At 67.6% G+C, this 16,050-nt stretch carries 18 protein-coding genes; 10 read left to right on the forward strand and 8 right to left on the reverse strand.

Annotated features, from left to right (window positions below):
* Positions 1-108 precede the first annotated feature (108 nt).
* The 3 genes from ACF66B_RS02370 to ACF66B_RS02380 all read left to right on the forward strand — a co-directional run bounded on the left by ACF66B_RS02370 (position 109) and on the right by ACF66B_RS02380 (position 2,747).
* On the forward strand, positions 109-300 hold the full coding sequence (locus ACF66B_RS02370) for a hypothetical protein (RefSeq protein ID WP_162683146.1): 192 nt from the start codon (positions 109-111) through the stop codon (positions 298-300).
* A 229-nt stretch (positions 301-529) separates the two neighbouring features.
* Complete coding sequence (gene secG, locus ACF66B_RS02375) at positions 530-934, forward strand: preprotein translocase subunit SecG (RefSeq protein WP_111428432.1); 405 nt, start codon at positions 530-532, stop codon at positions 932-934.
* Between the two features lie 166 nt (positions 935-1,100).
* A complete protein-coding gene (locus tag ACF66B_RS02380) occupies positions 1,101-2,747 on the forward strand; it encodes a CTP synthase (RefSeq protein ID WP_111428431.1) in 1,647 nt (548 codons plus the stop codon).
* 51 nt (positions 2,748-2,798) lie between these two features.
* On the opposite strand, the gene ACF66B_RS02385 is transcribed toward ACF66B_RS02380, so the two are convergent.
* The 3 genes from ACF66B_RS02385 to ACF66B_RS02395 form a co-directional block, all read right to left on the reverse strand.
* Complete coding sequence (locus ACF66B_RS02385; RefSeq protein WP_111428430.1) at positions 2,799-3,299, reverse strand: GNAT family N-acetyltransferase; 501 nt, start codon at positions 3,297-3,299, stop codon at positions 2,799-2,801.
* Between the two features lies 1 nt (position 3,300).
* The gene (locus ACF66B_RS02390) at positions 3,301-3,564 is read right to left on the reverse strand and encodes a YjhX family toxin (RefSeq protein WP_111428429.1); all 264 of its coding nucleotides are present in this window, start codon (positions 3,562-3,564) and stop codon (positions 3,301-3,303) included.
* A 225-nt stretch (positions 3,565-3,789) separates the two neighbouring features.
* Positions 3,790-4,650, reverse strand: coding sequence for a CFI-box-CTERM domain-containing protein (locus ACF66B_RS02395; protein WP_162683145.1), 861 nt, complete (start codon positions 4,648-4,650; stop codon positions 3,790-3,792).
* Positions 4,651-4,790: 140 nt separating this feature from the next.
* Between ACF66B_RS02395 and ACF66B_RS02400 the strand changes: the two genes are divergently transcribed.
* Positions 4,791-5,240 carry a TerB family tellurite resistance protein gene (locus ACF66B_RS02400; RefSeq protein ID WP_111428427.1) on the forward strand — a complete coding sequence of 150 codons (450 nt, stop codon included), beginning with the start codon at positions 4,791-4,793 and terminating at the stop codon, positions 5,238-5,240.
* A gap of 46 nt (positions 5,241-5,286) precedes the next feature.
* On the opposite strand, the gene ACF66B_RS02405 is transcribed toward ACF66B_RS02400, so the two are convergent.
* The 3 genes from ACF66B_RS02405 to ACF66B_RS02415 form a co-directional block, all read right to left on the reverse strand.
* Positions 5,287-6,282 carry a MipA/OmpV family protein gene (locus ACF66B_RS02405; RefSeq protein ID WP_111428426.1) on the reverse strand — a complete coding sequence of 332 codons (996 nt, stop codon included), beginning with the start codon at positions 6,280-6,282 and terminating at the stop codon, positions 5,287-5,289.
* A 198-nt stretch (positions 6,283-6,480) separates the two neighbouring features.
* A complete protein-coding gene (aroB, locus tag ACF66B_RS02410; RefSeq protein ID WP_111428425.1) occupies positions 6,481-7,632 on the reverse strand; it encodes a 3-dehydroquinate synthase in 1,152 nt (383 codons plus the stop codon).
* Positions 7,629-8,240: a shikimate kinase gene (locus ACF66B_RS02415; RefSeq protein ID WP_111428424.1), complete on the reverse strand. Its 612-nt coding sequence runs from the start codon at positions 8,238-8,240 to the stop codon at positions 7,629-7,631. Before ACF66B_RS02415 ends, aroB begins: the two co-directional genes overlap by 4 nt.
* Positions 8,241-8,359: 119 nt before the next feature.
* Between ACF66B_RS02415 and ACF66B_RS02420 the strand changes: the two genes are divergently transcribed.
* From ACF66B_RS02420 to ACF66B_RS02440, 5 genes are all read left to right on the forward strand, one after another.
* Positions 8,360-8,488, forward strand: a complete 129-nt coding sequence (locus tag ACF66B_RS02420; protein ID WP_392663905.1) for a hypothetical protein — start codon at positions 8,360-8,362, stop codon at positions 8,486-8,488.
* Positions 8,485-10,068, forward strand: coding sequence for a hypothetical protein (locus ACF66B_RS02425; RefSeq protein WP_111428423.1), 1,584 nt, complete (start codon positions 8,485-8,487; stop codon positions 10,066-10,068). Before ACF66B_RS02420 ends, ACF66B_RS02425 begins: the two co-directional genes overlap by 4 nt.
* Before the next feature lie 3 nt (positions 10,069-10,071).
* Positions 10,072-11,049 carry a site-specific tyrosine recombinase XerD gene (locus ACF66B_RS02430; protein ID WP_111428422.1) on the forward strand — a complete coding sequence of 326 codons (978 nt, stop codon included), beginning with the start codon at positions 10,072-10,074 and terminating at the stop codon, positions 11,047-11,049.
* Positions 11,050-11,091: 42 nt separating this feature from the next.
* Positions 11,092-12,402 (forward strand): HlyC/CorC family transporter, encoded by a 1,311-nt coding sequence (locus tag ACF66B_RS02435; RefSeq protein WP_111428421.1) that lies wholly within the window; start codon positions 11,092-11,094, stop codon positions 12,400-12,402.
* Between the two features lie 175 nt (positions 12,403-12,577).
* Positions 12,578-13,141: an adenylate kinase gene (locus ACF66B_RS02440; protein WP_111428420.1), complete on the forward strand. Its 564-nt coding sequence runs from the start codon at positions 12,578-12,580 to the stop codon at positions 13,139-13,141.
* A gap of 18 nt (positions 13,142-13,159) precedes the next feature.
* On the opposite strand, the gene ACF66B_RS02445 is transcribed toward ACF66B_RS02440, so the two are convergent.
* Positions 13,160-13,612 (reverse strand): GNAT family N-acetyltransferase, encoded by a 453-nt coding sequence (locus ACF66B_RS02445; protein ID WP_111428419.1) that lies wholly within the window; start codon positions 13,610-13,612, stop codon positions 13,160-13,162.
* Positions 13,613-13,858: 246 nt separating this feature from the next.
* On the opposite strand from ACF66B_RS02445, the gene ACF66B_RS02450 reads away from it, so the two are divergent.
* Positions 13,859-14,311, forward strand: coding sequence for an ASCH domain-containing protein (locus ACF66B_RS02450; protein ID WP_111428418.1), 453 nt, complete (start codon positions 13,859-13,861; stop codon positions 14,309-14,311).
* Here ACF66B_RS02450 and ACF66B_RS02455 read toward each other — a convergent pair.
* Entirely contained in the window at positions 14,298-15,845 is a 1,548-nt protein-coding gene (locus ACF66B_RS02455; protein WP_111428417.1) for a helicase HerA-like domain-containing protein, read from the reverse strand. The two genes, ACF66B_RS02450 and ACF66B_RS02455, sit on opposite strands and share 14 nt — an antisense overlap.
* Positions 15,846-16,050 lie beyond the last annotated feature (205 nt).

Raw genomic sequence — 16,050 nt, forward strand, 5'->3', positions numbered from 1 at the left:
TCAGGTTATTTGTGCAACTTTTGCGAACATTATTGTCTGTTTTTTTAAAAGAAAATCCTGATGCGATATATTTAGAATTTACTTTGGAATGATTGCGCGATGCTCCACATGAACCAAACGTTTTTGGCGATAGCCGTCTTCCTTTATACTTATATGTTGTGTCATATGCTGAAGGCGGCAGCGCGCGGCGACTGGAACCTGAGGGACTTCAGGAAGAACCTTTTGCCGGAAATCCGGAAGATCGGCCTTTTTCTCGTCCTCTTCTACGCGATGCTCGGTGCTTTTTTCCTCGTCGATTGAACGCAGAGTACCTCTCCCGCGAGCATGGTTCGCCCCCCCACTTCTCTGCGACGCGCTCGCACGGCGGGCAACCCGGAATTGCCGGCCCGAAGGGCGGCTCCCGGCGTGCGGCAGGAGCCTCTACGGCCCGAGTGCCAGATCGTTGCCACGAAACAACCGCTTTTCCATCGACATCCCCCGGAGAAGCCGGTAGAGGACGCGCTGATCCAAGACCAAATGCGGAAGACCCATGGCTGCCGTCGTCCTGACCATCCACCTGCTGATCGCGTTCGCGCTTATCATCGTCGTGCTTCTCCAGCGTTCGGAAGGTGGCGGGCTCGGCATCGGTGGCGGTGGCGGGGCGGGAATCATGACCGGCCGTGGCGCTGCGACCGCGCTCGCAAAGCTCACCTGGCTGCTCGGCATCGCCTTCGTGGTCACCTCGCTGAGCCTGACCGTCATCGCTGCCCGCGATTCGGGCGGCAGTTCGGTCCTTGATGGCATCGAGGCGGACGACGCGGTGGGTGACGTGGTGCCTGCGCCGGCATCCAGCCCCGATCTCGGTGGCGATCTGCTGCCGCCGCTTCCGTCGAGCGACGCACCGGCTGCACCGCCCGCCGCGGACAGTCCCGCGACGCCCCCCGCGGCCGAATGATCGCACTCACTCGGGGCTCGGCAACCTGTGGTTGCCACGCTCCGAAAAGACACATCATCTAGCGGCCAATTGACTTGCCGGGGCTCCGGTTCTCACGTATAGATTGAGTCCCGTGGGGCGGAAGCCTCGTTCCAATTCAGGCGACCCAGACACGGGATTCTCACCGATGGCACGGTATATTTTCATTACGGGAGGCGTCGTTTCCTCCCTCGGAAAGGGGCTTGCCTCGGCAGCCCTCGGTGCGCTCCTGCAGGCGCGCGGCTATTCGGTGCGGCTCCGCAAGCTCGACCCCTATCTCAATGTCGATCCGGGCACGATGTCGCCCTTTGAGCATGGCGAGGTGTTCGTGACCGATGACGGGGCGGAGACCGATCTCGACCTCGGGCATTACGAGCGCTTCACGGGCGTTGCCGCCCGCGCGACGGATTCCGTCTCCTCGGGCCGGATCTATTCCAATGTGCTCGACAAGGAACGCCGCGGTGACTACCTCGGCAAGACCATCCAGGTCATTCCGCACGTCACAAATGAAATCAAGGACTTCCTCGAGATCGGCTCCGATGAGGTCGATTTCATGCTCTGCGAGATCGGCGGCACGGTGGGCGATATCGAGGGCTTGCCGTTCTTCGAGGCGATCCGCCAGTTCGGCCAGGAAAAACCGCGTGGCCAATGCATCTTCATGCATCTCACGCTGCTCCCCTACATCGCGGCGAGCGGCGAGCTGAAGACCAAGCCTACCCAGCATTCGGTGAAGGAACTGCGCTCGATCGGCATCGCGCCCGACGTGCTCGTCTGCCGCTCGGAAATGCCGATCCCGGAAAAGGAACGCGCCAAGCTCGCGCTGTTCTGCAACGTCCGCCCCGAAAGCGTGATCGCGGCGCAGGACCTCAGGTCGATCTACGAGGCGCCGCTCGCCTACCACGCCGAGGGGCTCGACCAGGCAGTGCTCGATGCCTTCGGAATCTCGCCTGCGCCGCGGCCCAAGCTCGAGAAATGGTATGACGTGGTGGATCGGATTCACCATGCCGAGGGCGAGGTGAAGGTCGCGATCGTCGGCAAATACACCCAGCTCGAGGATGCCTACAAATCCATCGCCGAGGCGCTCACCCACGGTGGCATCGCCAACCGGGTGAAGGTGAAGGCCGAATGGATCGACGCCGAGCTCTTCGAGAAGGATGAGGACATCGCGCCGATCCTCGAGGGATATCACGCGATCCTCGTGCCCGGCGGCTTCGGCGAGCGCGGGACCCAGGGCAAGATCCGCGCGGCACAGTTCGCCCGCGAGCGCCGCGTGCCCTATCTTGGCATCTGTCTCGGCATGCAGATGGCGGTGGTCGAAGCCTCGCGCAACCTGCTGGGTCTCGAGGAAGCCGGTTCGGAGGAATTCGATCACGAGGCGGGCGCCAAGCGCTTCGTCCACGTGATCTACCACCTCAAGGAATGGGTCGAGGGCAACCGCACGATCAAGCGTGAGGTTTCCGACGACAAGGGCGGCACGATGCGCCTTGGCGCCTATGACGCAATGCTGCTTCCGGGTAGCCAGGCGGCGGAAATCTACGGCTCCACAAGCATTTCCGAGCGCCACCGGCACCGCTACGAGGTCGATATCAAGTATCGCGACAAGCTCGAGGAATGCGGGCTGCGCTTTTCGGGGCTATCGCCGGACGGGCGCCTGCCGGAGATCGTCGAGATCCCCGAACATCCGTGGTACATTGGCGTGCAGTTCCATCCCGAGCTCAAGTCGAAACCCTTCGCGCCACATCCGCTGTTCGCGGATTTCGTCCGCGCCGCGGTCGAACAGTCGCGGCTGGTCTGACTGCAGGACGGGCGATCGGGCCGCATCCATCCGGGTGCGGCCCGACCCTGCTCACTCCGGCTGGTCGAGACCGAAGGCCGGATGATGGATCAGTTCGCCATGCGGTTCGGTGCCGTCGAAGGGCAAGGCCAGAACCACCTCGGGGGGACAGCCCGGGACGTGCAGGCCGGGGAAGGCCCGGAAGCCGAACCGGTGGTAGTAGCCAGGATCTCCCACCAGGGCTGCCCCGCGGCAGGTCGTCCGCAACCGGCGCAGGGCTTCCGCCATCAGCGCCGAGCCGATCCCCTGGCCATGCCACGACGGCAGGACTGCGAGCGGGCCGATCAGGCCCCAGCCGTCCTGGGAGCCGACCCGCGCCATGGAGGCCGCCAGATGGCCGATCACCGCGCCCTCCTCCTCGGCCACGAGCGAGAGGGTTAGCGCATCATCGGCGCGGAGCCGCGTGACGATGGCCGCCTCGGTTCCGGTGGCCTGCGCCAGCATCTTCATGGCTTCGGTGACGACCCGGCCGATCGCCGGGATGTCGGCGGGACCTTCATCGCGGATGAGCATGTCAGCCTCCCTGGTTGTCGAGCTGCGCGCGCACGGAGACGCGGCCGCGCCGCGAGATGCGATACGGGCTGCCCGCGCGGGATTCGATCAGGCGTTTCCGCCGCAACCGGTTGAAGACATTCAGGTCGAAATCGGCGAGGATCATCCCCTCGCGCGTGACGCATGTCACGGAGGTGATCTTCGGACCGTCGTCCCGTTCGTGAAGGATACGGCCGCCCAGGGCCAGGACGTGCAGCGCACGCTGTTCGTTTCGTGAGATGTTCATGGAAGTCTCGTGTGATGGACGTGAAAGATCACTCCGGGCGCGCAGCACCCGGCGGTTCCGGTTTCACGAGGCCCTCCGCATGGCGGAGAGCCTGATCACACAATCTCGGACATCCAGTCTCCATGGACGAGCGGCGCGCGGTGCCGCCGCTCCTGCCGGCAATCTAGGCGTCGCGGGCCGCGGGAGCAACCCCTGAGCGGTACGGAGTCGCCGGGGCCCGCCCCCTCAGCGGCGGCGGTCGCTCCAGTGGGCGGCGAGGCGCGCGAGCGGCCCGATCAGGGCGCGCGCGGCGCGGCCCGAGAGGCGGTCATGGGCGACGACGCGGGCAAGCGCCGGGCCGAAGGCGTAATAGGCGCGCACGAAGGCCCGCCCCGATGCATGGCCGAGCAGTCGCTCGTCCCGGAACCGGCGGAGCACCATGACCTCCGGATGGGCCGCATCGCCATAGGCGGCGGTCGCCACGAAGCAGCCGCCGCCGGAGGCCGCGCTGTCTTCCGTCTCGTCCTCGTCATCGTCATCCTCGACAGGGTCCGAGGGCTCGACGATCTCTGGCTCTCCCACCGGCGTGCCGCCCTGATAGGGCTGAAGCACCGTCTCCCCCGCGTCGTTCTCCTCCTGGACCAGCACCTCACCATCGGTCTCGGCGAAATTCTCGGTGAGAAAGACCACCTCGCGGTCCGCCCCTCCGACCGAGATTGTGCCGACCGAGAGGCCGATCCCGACATAGGAGACATCCGGATCCAGGATGTTCTCGCGGTGCCCCTCGCTTCCCATCAGCCCGTCATGCAGCCGCTCGACCTCGCCCGCATCGACGTCACCCTCGAGGCTGGCATAGGCGATGTTCTCGGTGGTCCGCCAGCTGCCGGAGAGCGGAAATCCGGTCTCCTCGACCCGGTCAGCCACGGTGGAATCATCCTCGCCGTCATGGGACAACTCGCCGGTCTCCGCCATCCAGTCGGAATGGTCCTGCGCCGAAGCGTTGAGATGCACCTCCATCCGGACAGGGTCGAGCCCCGCCGCGCTGCGCTCCGCGTTGATCGCATCCACGACGCTCTCCTCGAGGTCTGTTCCGATTTCGATGCTCACTGGCGCCCCTCCGTCCGGCCGATCTCCCCGCGCGTCTCCCTCTTGGCCCTCACCCGCCTGCCGGGTCTCGTGGCCGGCGCAAGAAAGGGATCGCGCAATCGGAACTGGCCTGACAGGGAATTCTGGCTATAGTCAAGCGCATGATCGGTGACCTTCTGAAACGCCTTGCTGGCGATTACACCCCCGAGCCCCTGCCCGCCGATCAGGCGCGGCTTGCGCTCGCTGCGCTGATGGTGCGGATCGGACGCACCGATGGCGATTACACGGCCGCGGAGCGCAGCCGGATCGACCGGGTATTGGCGGAGACATACCGTCTCTCGCCCGAGGCCGCGACGGCGCTTCGGCGCGATGGCGAGACGGCCGAGGCCGACGCCCCCGACACCGTGCGCTTCACCCGCGTCATCAAGGACGCCGTGCCTTACGAACATCGCACGGAGATTGTCGAGGCGCTCTGGCGGGTGGCGGCGGCAGACGGCATCAATGCCGACGAGCATGGGCTCATGCGGCTGGTGGCCAATCTGCTCGGCGTATCGGATCAGGACAGCGGGCTGGCCCGCCAGCGGGCGCTGCGCAGCCTCGGCGAAAGCTGAAGCCCTCCCCGGCGCCAAACCGGGGAGCCGCGTGGATCATCCAGGATCAGAAATCGAGGCTGATGCGGCGGGTGATGCCGACGCGAACCGAGAACTGGTCAGCCGAGCCCTGCTCGGTGATCGGCGAATCGGCGGCGTCATTCACCAAGCGTGCGTAGCTCGCGTACCCTTCCACGCCCCAGCGCTCGTTCCAGAGATAGCGTGCGCCGAGCTCGGCACCGACGCCGAGCAGACCGCCGCTGGGATTGTACTCGCTGAGACCCGCGGTAGAGCGCTCGGCCTCCGTCGAGGAAATGCCGAAATAGGTATCGGCAAAGCGGTTGCTTCCGAAGTTGAGGCGCGGGCCGAAAGTCAGCGTCAGGCCATCGACCGGATAGGCGATGCCGTCGGCACCCACGTCGGCAACCCAGGAATTATGGCCGATGACGCCGTAGCGGGCGTCGGCGAAGACGCGATAGTTGCGCTGCTCGTATCCGATGCCGAGGCCGGTCTCGAGCGACCAGTCGACGTTGTCGAGGCCGTTGAGCTCCTCGTAGTGCGACGAGTTCCGTCCGCCGATATAGCGCACGGAGCCGCGCAGGCCCAGGCCGGTGCGGTACCCGACCGCAGCGCCCGATCCGTATTCGAAGCCGTTCGGGAAGCGCAGGTAATCGATACGCGCCGCGCCGTTGAAGCTCGTCTCGGATTCGCTCGATCCGAAATAGGCCGAACTGACCTGCACGCCGCCGCGCAGGGTGACGACGAGATCCGGCGTCTTGCTGTCGAAAACGCCGTTCGCCGCCAGGAGCCCCGGCGCGACGCCATCGAGAAAGAAAGCCCCATCGGGATCGCGCGGCGATCCGGGCGGCACTTCGGGCACGATGGCCATCTCGGTGCCCGCACCGGAAAGATCGACCGGCTCGGTGGTGGCGGTGTCGAGCGCGGGCGCGGTGCCCATTTCCATCTCGGTCGGTTCTTCCGCCGCGACTGGCACTGCGGCAAACGCCAGCAGGCCTGCAAGCGCGAGGCACCCGGAAAGAGAGGCTGTCAGGTCATGTCGCATGGAAAACCTCCGTCTCAGGCTACGCGGAGAATCGTCGCGATTGTCTGTCGGCGTGGTTAACAACAGGTAGCCTCTCTCTGCTGCGGGCGTCGGAACATCTCTCGAAGATTCAAATATAACGGATTCGCAGAAAGATACATCCCCGGCCTGCGATCGTGCGTGAAATTACCGGCCGCCATTGCATCGCAGCAACGATTGTCAGTCCCGCCGCAGACGCAGGCCGTCCGCGAGCACCCGGCGCACCACCGAAAGCTCCGCATCCCGGCAGACGAAGGCCTCGCCGATGTCGCGCGCCAGCACAAAGACGATGCGCCCGTCCTTGACCTTTTTGTCCTGGGTCATCAGCTCCATGAGCCCGTCGGCATCGGGCAGATCGCCGGGAATGTCGGCGAGCGTCGTGCGCATGCCCATGGCGGAGAAATGCGCCGCCACCCGGCTCGGCGCCTCCTGCGAACAGAGCCCCAGGGCCGCGCTGGCCTCGAAGGCCAGCAGGCAGCCGATCGAGACACCCTCGCCATGGAGCAGGCGGTCGGAATAGCCGGTCGCAGCCTCAAGCGCGTGGCCGAAGGTGTGGCCCAGATTGAGCAACGCGCGGTCGCCCTGCTCCGTCTCGTCGCGGGCGACGATCTCGGCCTTCATCTCGCAGGACCGCCGCACGGCATGGATCCGGGCGGCGAGATCGCCCTGCGCGGCACGGGCGCCGTTTGCTTCCAGCCAGCGGAAGAACGCAGCATCTCCCAGCAGACCGTATTTCGCCACCTCGGCATAGCCCGCGAGATAGTCGCGCGGCGCCAGCGTTCCGAGGAGGTCGATGTCGGCGAGCACGAGGCTCGGCTGGTGGAAGGCGCCGACGAGGTTCTTGCCCTGGGGCGAGTTGATGCCGGTCTTGCCCCCGACCGAGCTGTCGACCTGCGCAAGCAGCGTCGTGGGAATCTGCACGAAGCGCACACCCCGGCGCAGGATGGCGGCGGCAAACCCCGCGAGATCGCCGATCACCCCGCCACCGAAGGCCACGACCACATCGTCACGGCCGACCTTGCGGGCGATGAGCCACTCCACCGTCTCCTCGAGCCGGGCCCAACACTTCGTCGCCTCCCCCGGCGGCAGCTCGAGCACGTCGCAGTCGATGCCCCCGGCGGCGAGCCCTGCCTCGAGCGCGGCGCGGTGGAGCGCCGCGACCCGGGTCTCGGTCACGACGGCAACGCGCGGGCGGCGCAGGAGCGGCGCGATCGCTTGACCCGCCGACGCCAGAAGCCCCGGTCCGATGTGGATGCCGTAGGACCGCTCGCCAAGCGCGACGTCTAGGGTTTCGGGCGCGGCGGCCGGGGCTGCGGTCACGTCAGGGGTCATGGGGTCACGATCTCCAGGGTCGGCGGCCGCTCGGGATGCAGCCGGTCATGTTCGAGCACCGCGTCGATGATGCGCTGCGCCATCACCTCGTGGCTGGCCTCGCGGGTGCTGTCGACGGTGATGTCGGCCTGCGCATAGACCGGCGAGCGCAGCCGGTCGAGTTCCTCGAGGCGGCCGCGCGGATCGGGCGCCTCGAGCAGCGGTCGGCCGGGCTTGCCGCGAACCCGTGCCCAGAGCACCTCGACCTCCGCCCGGATCCAGACCGAGACGCCGCCCTCGGCGATGGCCTCGCGGGTGCGCGGCTCGATGAAGGCGCCGCCGCCGGTGGCGAGCACGCGGGGCACTTCGGTCAGCAGGCGCGCGATCACCCGGCGTTCGCCGTCGCGGAAGTCGGGCTCGCCGAAATTCGCGAAGATCTCCGGGATCGTCATGCCCGCCGCCGCCTCGATCTCCGAATCGGAATCGGTGAAGGGCACCGCGAGCCGCGCCGCCACGCGCTTGCCGACGCTGGTCTTGCCCGCACCCATCAGCCCGACGAGCACGATCGTGCGCGCCAGCCGGTAGTTCGGGGTGCCGGGTGCGGGCTCGGGTGCGGCAGAGTCGATCATGGCAATTGCTGTCAGGGCTTTCGGCGGGTACACTTTGCGTTAAGGCGTTTACGGCCAAGTAGCAGTGATTGAACAGTTGAAAAAGCGGCATTGCAGCCGCAAGGGCAGAGCAGATCGATATGCGCCACCTCTTTCGCGCGGTACTTTTCCTGGTGATTCTCGGAGCAGCGGCCCTGCTGGGGATGGCGGTGTTCTCCGATCTCCCGGCGCCCCGCGCCGAGATCTCGGTGCCCATCGAAGCGATGTGAGCCAGGCACGTTTCCTTCGCCTTGCGGCGGCCGCGATTGCGGCCCACGCGGGTCTTTCCGGCCTTGCAGCCCATGCCGAGACGCCGCGGAGCGCCATTCCGTGGCTTTCCCAGAGCATCGAGGGCGGCTTTGATTCCGCGACCGGCACCCTGCCCGACGCGCTGCCGCTCGGGCCCGAGCCGATCACCGTGACGCCTCTCGGCGCGCCGAGCCGCGACGCCGTCGGCATCCTCACCCCCGAGACGAGCGGCTTCCGGCGCGATCTCTGGGGGCCGACCACAGCGGCGGAGGCGCGCGAGGCGGTGCTCTCGGCCCGCGGCACCGGGGTTCCGGCGGCGCGCGCCCTCTTCCTCCAGCTGCTTCTTGCCGAGGCCGATCCGCCGGACGGCTCCGATCCGGGCTCCGGGCTTCTCGTGGCGCGCATCGACCGGCTGCTGGCGATGGGAGCGCTCGAGCAGGCCGAGGCACTGATCCTCTATGTCGATCCCTCCGATCCCGCGCTCTTCCTGCGCTGGTTCGATATCGGCCTTCTGAGCGACAATGCCGAGCCGCCCTGTGAGGCGCTGCGGCGCAATCCCGCGCTTTCTCCCACCCTGCCCGCACGGGTCTTCTGCCTCGCGCGCGGCGGCGACTGGAATGCGGCGGAGATCACGCTCACCATGGGCGACGAGGTCGGCTCGATCCCGCCGGAGGAGCGCGACCTGCTGGCCCGCTTCCTCGATCCCGAGCTTTTCGAGGGCGAGCCGGATCCGCCCGCGCCCGATCCGCTGACGCCGCTCGATTTCCTGATGCGCGAGGCGGTCGGGCTGCCGCGGCCGCCGGGGAACCTGCCGCTCGCCTTCCTCTACGCCGATCTCGGCGAGCACACCCCGATGCGGACGCGGATCTCGGCAGCCGAGCGGCTGGTGATCTCGGGGGCGATCGGGCCCGCCGCTCTCTTTGCGGCCTATCGCGCGGGCGAGCCCGCAGCGTCGGGCGGTGTATGGGACCGAGCCGCGGCGGTGCAGGCGCTCGACGAGGCACTCGCCTCCGCCGAGCCCGGCCGGATCGCCACGGCGCTTCCCGCGGCCGATGCGGCGCTGCGTGCATCCGGGCTGCGGGTGGCATTGGCGCAGGAATATGCCGCCGCTTTCGCCGGGCTTGATCCGGAAGCCTATCATGGCGCGGCGCGCGGAGCGCTCTTCGAGCTTCTGCTTCTGGGGGGCGAGACCGAGGCCGCGGCCCGGTTCCTGCCCGCGACGCCAGATGTGCGCGAGGCCGTCGTGGCGCGGCTTCATGACATCGCCCTGCCCCAGGATGCGCCGGGACCCGACACCGATCCGCTGGCGCTTGCCGCGGCGGAGGCGTTTGCCAGCAAGCCGCCGCCCGATCATCTCGAACGCAGCCTCGCCGACAAGAGTGCCGAGGGGCGGCAGGGCGAGGTGATCCTGGAGGCCCTCGACCTGCTGGCGGACGGGAGCGAGACCGCCCCGCCCTCGCTCCGCGCCGCGCTCCGGGCGCTTGCGGCCACCGGTCTCGAGACGGCGGCACGGCAGATCGCGGCCGAGACGCTGCTGACCGGGCCGGAAACGGGCCGCTGAGCGATGGCGGCGTCCTGGCTTCCGCTCTTTCTCGAGGCAATCCAGGCCGAACGGGATGCCGCGGCCAACACGATTGCGTCCTACGCCCGCGACATCAGCGACTTCTCGGAATTCCTTGCCGCCCAGGGCAAGGAATTCGCCAGCGCCGGCCGTGCCGATATCGAGGCCTATCTCGTCGATCAGGCCGATCGCGGCATGGCGCAGACCACGCGCGCGCGGAGGCTCTCGGCGATCCGGCAGTTCTACCGCTTCGCCTTCGTCGAGGGCTGGCGCGAGGACGATCCGGGCGCGCTCATCAAGGGGCCGAAGCGGCACCGGAGCCTGCCCGGGCATCTGAGCGAGGCGGAGGTCGACCGGCTGCTCGATGCGGCGGGATCGGCCCCGGCGGAGATGGACCGGGTGCGCGACACCTGCCTCATGCAGATCCTCTATGCCACCGGGCTCCGGGTGAGCGAGCTCGTCTCGCTGCCGGTCTCGGCGGTCCGGGGCGATCCGCGGATGATCCTCGTGCGCGGCAAGGGGGGCAAGGAACGGATGGTGCCGCTTTCCGAACCCGCGCGCGACGCGCTCAAGGCCTGGCTCGATCTGCGCGACGCGGCGGAGGATGCCCGGCTCGTCGCGGGCAAGGGTCCGGCCTCGGCCTTTCTCTTTCCCGCGCGCGGCAAGCGGGGCCACATGACCCGCGAGCGATTCTTCCTGCTGGTCAAGGAGCTCGCGGCGCGGGCCGGGCTCGATCCGGCAAAGATCTCGCCCCACACCCTGCGGCATGCCTTCGCGACGCATCTTCTTGCCCATGGCGCCGATCTCCGCGTGATCCAGACCCTCCTGGGGCATGCGAGCGTTGCGACGACGGAGATCTATACCCATGTGCTCGATGCCCGGCTGCGCGAACTCGTCTTCGAGAAGCATCCGCTGGCCGACATCGACGACGCGGACGTGACCGGGCGCGATGTCAGGCCTCTTGAAGGCGGCACGCGCTGAGCCCATAACCGCCAGCAATCACAACCCAAGGACCCGACCGCGATGGACACCGCAAGTGAAGCCTCTTCCCTCCTGGCCATCGCCGGAACCGGAGTGGCGATCGTCGTGCTGCTGGTCTTCTCGGCGATCTTTTCCGGCTCCGAAACCGCGCTGACCACCGCCAGCCGCGGCAAGCTTCACGGCATGGCCGAAAAGGGCGATCAGGCGGCCTCCACGGCGCTCCGGCTGACCGATGACAAGGAGCGGCTGATCGGGGCGATCCTGCTCGGCAACAACCTCGTCAACATCCTCGCGACCTCGCTCGCGACGACGCTCTTCACCATGCTGCTCGGCTCGGGCGCGGTGGCGATCGCGACCCTGGTGATGACGGCGCTGGTGCTCGTCTTTTCCGAGGTGCTGCCGAAGACCTATGCCATCACCAATTCGGAGGCGATGGCCCGCAAGGTCTCGCCGCTGATCCGGACGGTCGTGGTGCTGCTCGCGCCGATCGTCAGCGCAGTCCAGATCCTCGTGCGGCTGATCCTGCGGATCTTCGGGGTCGAGACCGATCCGAAGGTGAACTTCCTCGCCGCCCAGGAGGAGATCGCCGAGGCGATCGCGCTCCATCATTCCGAGGGGACGGTGGAGAAGGCCGAGCGCGACCGGCTGCTCGGGGCGCTCGATCTCGGGCAACGCGCCGTCGAGGAGGTCATGCTTCACCGCCGGGACATCGAGATGATCGATGCCGATGAACCGCCCTCCGAGATCATCGAGCGGGCGCTGCGCTCGCCGCACACCCGGCTGCCGCTCTATCGTGACGATGCCGAGAACATCGTCGGCGTGATCCATGCCAAGGACCTGTTTCGGGCGCTGCACCAGATCGTGCACGAAAACGAGCGCCCCAGCGAGGCGCTGGCCGATTTCGATATCATGGCGGTCGCGGTCGAGCCCTATTTCGTGCCCGAGACCACGGCGCTCGACGAACAGCTGCGCGAATTCCTGCGCCGCCGGGCGCATTTCGCGCTGGTGGTCGATGAATACGGCGCCCTGCAGGGGCTCATCACGCTCGAGGACATTCTCGAGGAAATCGTCGGCGAGATCGCCGACGAGCACGACATGGAAACCCCGGGCGGGGTCGAGCCCGGCGATGACGGTTCGGTCGAGGTCGAGGGGATGATGACGATCCGTGACCTCAACCGCGCCTGCGACTGGAGCCTGCCGGACGAGGAGGCCAATACGGTCGCGGGGCTGGTGATCCACGAGGCGCAGGCGATTCCGAACGCAGGCCAGGTCTTCAGCTTCCACGGCTTCCGCTTCGAGGTGCTGGAGCGGCAGAACAACCGGCTGACCAAGCTCCGGATTCGCAAGCTCTGAGGCGGCGAAAGCCGGGGGATTTCACGGTGAAAACGGGGCGTTTCACCGTGAAAATCAAAAAACGGCTTTGAAATTACAGGATTTTCCTGGTTAACATATCATGAATGGCGTGTGAGTGTGCGTTCCCCGGACGCCGGGGTCAGATTGCCGCCTTTCGCCAGCGGAGATGATCCTCATGACGCCAAGACTGTATCTCCTCGGCGCCTCCTGCTCGGGCGTATCGAGCCTGGGGGCGGCGATCGCTGAACGTCTGGATGTTCCGCAGATCGATGTCGACGATTTCTACTGGATGCCAAGCGAGCCGCCGTTCCACGTGAAACGTGCCCCGGACGACCGGGTGCGGTTGATCCGCTCGCGCCAGCGGGCCTGCCCGGGCTGGGTGCTGACCGGCTCGTTCATGGGCTGGGGTGACGATCTTGCAAGGGACGTCGATCTCGTCGTCTTTGTCCATACGCCGACGCCGGTCCGCCTCGCGCGTCTGGACCGGCGGGAGGCGCGGCGCCACGGGGACCGCATCCTGCCGGGCGGTGACATGCACCGGGCGCATCTGGCGTTCCGGGACTGGGCATCGCGCTATGACGACCCCTCGTTTGACGGCCGCAACCTCGCGCAGCACCAGCGATGGCTGGCCGCGCAATCCGCACCGGTTCTCGCGCTGGAGGGCGAACGCCCCATCGAGGCGCTTGCCGGGGAGATCGAGGCCGCCCTTGCAAGACGTCCCGCCCCGGCCCGCTCCTGATCGAGCGGGGCACGCCTGCTACGCCTTCAGCTTCAACAGGGCATTCGGGAAGGGATAGCCGAAGTCATCCACATCCCGCCGCGACGCTTCGGTGAACCCGAGCGCACGATAGAAGCGGACCGCCCCGTCGTTGGCGGTGTAGACCTCGAGCGAAAGCTCCCCCTTGAGCGAAAGCGCATGGGCGATGAGTTTGCGGCCGATGCCGCGCCCCTGCTGCGCCGGGGCGATGAAGATCGCGCCGACGAAGGTGCCCAGAAGGCTGATGAAGCCGGCGGGCGCACCGTCGCACCAGGCGACAAGGGTCTCCGCCTTGGGCATGTATTCATCCTCGATCAGGGTGCGCTGTTCCCGAAGCCTGGGTTCTCCGATGAACGGGTGCGCCTTCAGGGAGGCTTCGAGCCAGATGCCCGACAGGGTTTCGATATCCGTCGCCGCATCAAGCGGACGGATCAGGATGTCGTGGTCTTCCATGAGAGCTCCACGGAAATCATGAGAAAAGGGGCCGACACCTGCCGTGCCGGACGAGGCCGCTCCGTGCGGCCCGGTCGAAGCCTCCGCGCATCACGCGCCTGCCGGGGCTGGTGCCGGGTTAGGCCGCGCGGGCGCGCGCGTCAATGATCGGCGCAGGCTGGCCCCGATGCGCTTGCAGCCCTTCAATCGAGGCCCCGTCCGTGCGAGATGACGCGGGGATCGGGGCCGGCAGCATCGGGGGCGGACATGATCGAGGACGTGCGCGCGCTGAAACGGCGCTATCCGACGGCCGAGACCTTCAGGTTTGGCGACAGTGCTGCCTCATCGGCAGCGCTTCTTGCCCTGGTGCGCTCGGGCAAGAAGGTCGCGACCTGCGGCGCGTTGCGGGACTTTCAGGCCGGCGAGCCGATGCCGGTGATCGGGCGGCGGGACATCGCGCTTAACTGGGACGACACGCCGGCGCTCGTCATCGAGACGGTCGCGCTGGTTCGGTGCCGGTTCGACGCGGTGACGGAAGCCATGGCGCGCGCCGAGGGCGAGGATGAGAGCCTCGAGGGGTGGCGCGCCGGGCATGGCGCCTATTTCGCGCGGAACGGCGGGTTTTCCCCGGACATGCAGATCGTCTGGGAGCGGTTCCGCCTCGTCGAGGATCTGGGCCGGGAGGCCGGGTTCCCGAACACGCGCCTCAGCGGCCCTTGAAGAGCGAGCCGAGGATGCCGCGGACGAGGCGCTGGCCCTCGCGGGTGCCGAGCTGCTTGACCACTGTGCGCGCGAGATCGGCGCCGAGGGAGCTGCCGTTGCCGCCGCTCCGGCGGGGTGCTTCCGGCTCGTAGCGGCGGCCGCGGGAGCCGGAGGGCGCCGGCGCGGGCGCCTTGCGGGCGGCTTCGGCCTCGCGGAGCATTTCCTCGGCCAGGGCCGCGTCGCGGGCGGCCTTCTCGCCGCGGGCGGCAAGCATCTCGCTCGCGCTCTCGCGGTCGATGGCGGTGTCGTAGCGCCCGGCGACCGGCGATGCGGCGAGGGCCGCGGCGCGCTCCTCGGCGGTGAGCGGACCCATGCGCGACATCGGCGGGCGGATCAGCACCCGGCTCACCATCGCGGGCACGCCCTTCAGCTCGAGGAGCGAGACCACCGCCTCGCCGGTGCCGACCTCGCGGATCGCCGTTTCGGTGTCGAAGGCGGGATTGGGGCGGAAGGTCTCGGCGGCCTGGCGGAGCGCCTTGGCATCGCGCGGGGTGAAGGCGCGGAGCGCGTGCTGGATGCGGTTGCCGAGCTGGCTGAGCACTTCGGAGGGCACGTCGTCGGGGTTCTGGGTGACGAAATAGACCCCGACCCCCTTGGAGCGCACGAGGCGCACCACCTGCGCGACCTTCTCGATGAGGGCCTTCGGCGCATCCTTGAACAGCAGATGCGCCTCGTCGAAGAAGAAGACGAGGACGGGTTTCTCGGGATCGCCCACCTCCGGCAGCTCCTCGAAGAGCTCGGAGAGCAGCCAGAGCAGGAACATCGCGTAGAGCCGCGGCGCCTGCATCAGGCGGTCGGCCATCACGACATTGATCCGCCCCCGGCCCGCGTCGGTGGCCATGAGATCGGAGAGCGCCAGATGCGGCTCGCCGAAGAAGCCCGTCGCGCCCTCGTTCTCGAGCACGAGCAGCTTGCGCTGGATCGCGCCCACCGAGGCGGTGGAGACATTGCCCCAGGTGCGCCCGACCTCCGCCGCGTTTTCCGCCAGCCAGGTGAGCATGGCGCGCAGATCGGCGAGATCGAGCAGCAGCAGCCCCTGCTCGTCGGCGACGCGGAAGGCGATGTTGAGCACGCCCTCCTGCGCCTCGGTGAGCTCGAGCATGCGGGCCAGCAGGAGTGGCCCCATCTCGCTGATCGTCGCCCGCACCGGGTGGCCGTTCTGCCCGAAGAGATCCCAGAACACCGCCGGAAAGGCGCGGTAGGCGAAATCGGCCATGCCGATCTGCGTCGCGCGCGCGCTCAACGCCTCATGCGCCTTGCCCGCCGGATCGCCGGGCTGCGCCAGCCCCGAGACATCGCCCTTCACGTCCTGCACCACCACCGGCACGCCCGCGGCCGAGAAACCCTCGGCGAGGATCTGCAGGGTGACCGTCTTGCCGGTGCCGGTCGCACCGGTGATGAGGCCGTGGCGGTTGGCATAGCGCAACAGCAGCTTGCGAGCCTCGGCGTAGCCTTCGCCGCCGCCGCCCACGAAAATTCCATCGGCCGTCATCTGAGCATTCCATTGGATAAAACCCGAACTGCACCCGATGTTAACCATTGTGCCCTATACGTCAAAGCTGCGTCGCAGCCTCAGGGTCCTGTGCACGCGACTTCCTCCCTTCTGACTTGGGCCGGCATGGAGCCGGCTCTTTTTTTGCCCCGCCGCGCTCTATTCCACAGCGTTTGACGGTGATTTTTGCCTAACTTTACAGCAG

This window comes from Amaricoccus sp. B4, assembly GCF_043226085.1.
Classification (GTDB): domain Bacteria; phylum Pseudomonadota; class Alphaproteobacteria; order Rhodobacterales; family Rhodobacteraceae; genus Amaricoccus.

Coding starts and splice junctions, on each gene's coding strand:
- aroB (WP_111428425.1), bottom strand. CDS start 7,632: ATGACCCCTGACGTGACCGCAGCCCCGGCCGCCGCGCCCGAAACCCTA.
- ACF66B_RS02430 (WP_111428422.1), top strand. CDS start 10,072: ATGGCGGCGTCCTGGCTTCCGCTCTTTCTCGAGGCAATCCAGGCCGAA.
- ACF66B_RS02400 (WP_111428427.1), top strand. CDS start 4,791: ATGATCGGTGACCTTCTGAAACGCCTTGCTGGCGATTACACCCCCGAG.
- ACF66B_RS02405 (WP_111428426.1), bottom strand. CDS start 6,282: ATGCGACATGACCTGACAGCCTCTCTTTCCGGGTGCCTCGCGCTTGCA.
- ACF66B_RS02420 (WP_392663905.1), top strand. CDS start 8,360: ATGCGCCACCTCTTTCGCGCGGTACTTTTCCTGGTGATTCTCGGAGCA.
- ACF66B_RS02390 (WP_111428429.1), bottom strand. CDS start 3,564: ATGAACATCTCACGAAACGAACAGCGTGCGCTGCACGTCCTGGCCCTG.
- ACF66B_RS02445 (WP_111428419.1), bottom strand. CDS start 13,612: ATGGAAGACCACGACATCCTGATCCGTCCGCTTGATGCGGCGACGGAT.
- ACF66B_RS02455 (WP_111428417.1), bottom strand. CDS start 15,845: ATGACGGCCGATGGAATTTTCGTGGGCGGCGGCGGCGAAGGCTACGCC.
- ACF66B_RS02435 (WP_111428421.1), top strand. CDS start 11,092: ATGGACACCGCAAGTGAAGCCTCTTCCCTCCTGGCCATCGCCGGAACC.
- ACF66B_RS02450 (WP_111428418.1), top strand. CDS start 13,859: ATGATCGAGGACGTGCGCGCGCTGAAACGGCGCTATCCGACGGCCGAG.
- ACF66B_RS02370 (WP_162683146.1), top strand. CDS start 109: ATGAACCAAACGTTTTTGGCGATAGCCGTCTTCCTTTATACTTATATG.
- ACF66B_RS02385 (WP_111428430.1), bottom strand. CDS start 3,299: ATGCTCATCCGCGATGAAGGTCCCGCCGACATCCCGGCGATCGGCCGG.
- ACF66B_RS02380 (WP_111428431.1), top strand. CDS start 1,101: ATGGCACGGTATATTTTCATTACGGGAGGCGTCGTTTCCTCCCTCGGA.
- ACF66B_RS02415 (WP_111428424.1), bottom strand. CDS start 8,240: ATGATCGACTCTGCCGCACCCGAGCCCGCACCCGGCACCCCGAACTAC.
- secG (WP_111428432.1), top strand. CDS start 530: ATGGCTGCCGTCGTCCTGACCATCCACCTGCTGATCGCGTTCGCGCTT.
- ACF66B_RS02440 (WP_111428420.1), top strand. CDS start 12,578: ATGACGCCAAGACTGTATCTCCTCGGCGCCTCCTGCTCGGGCGTATCG.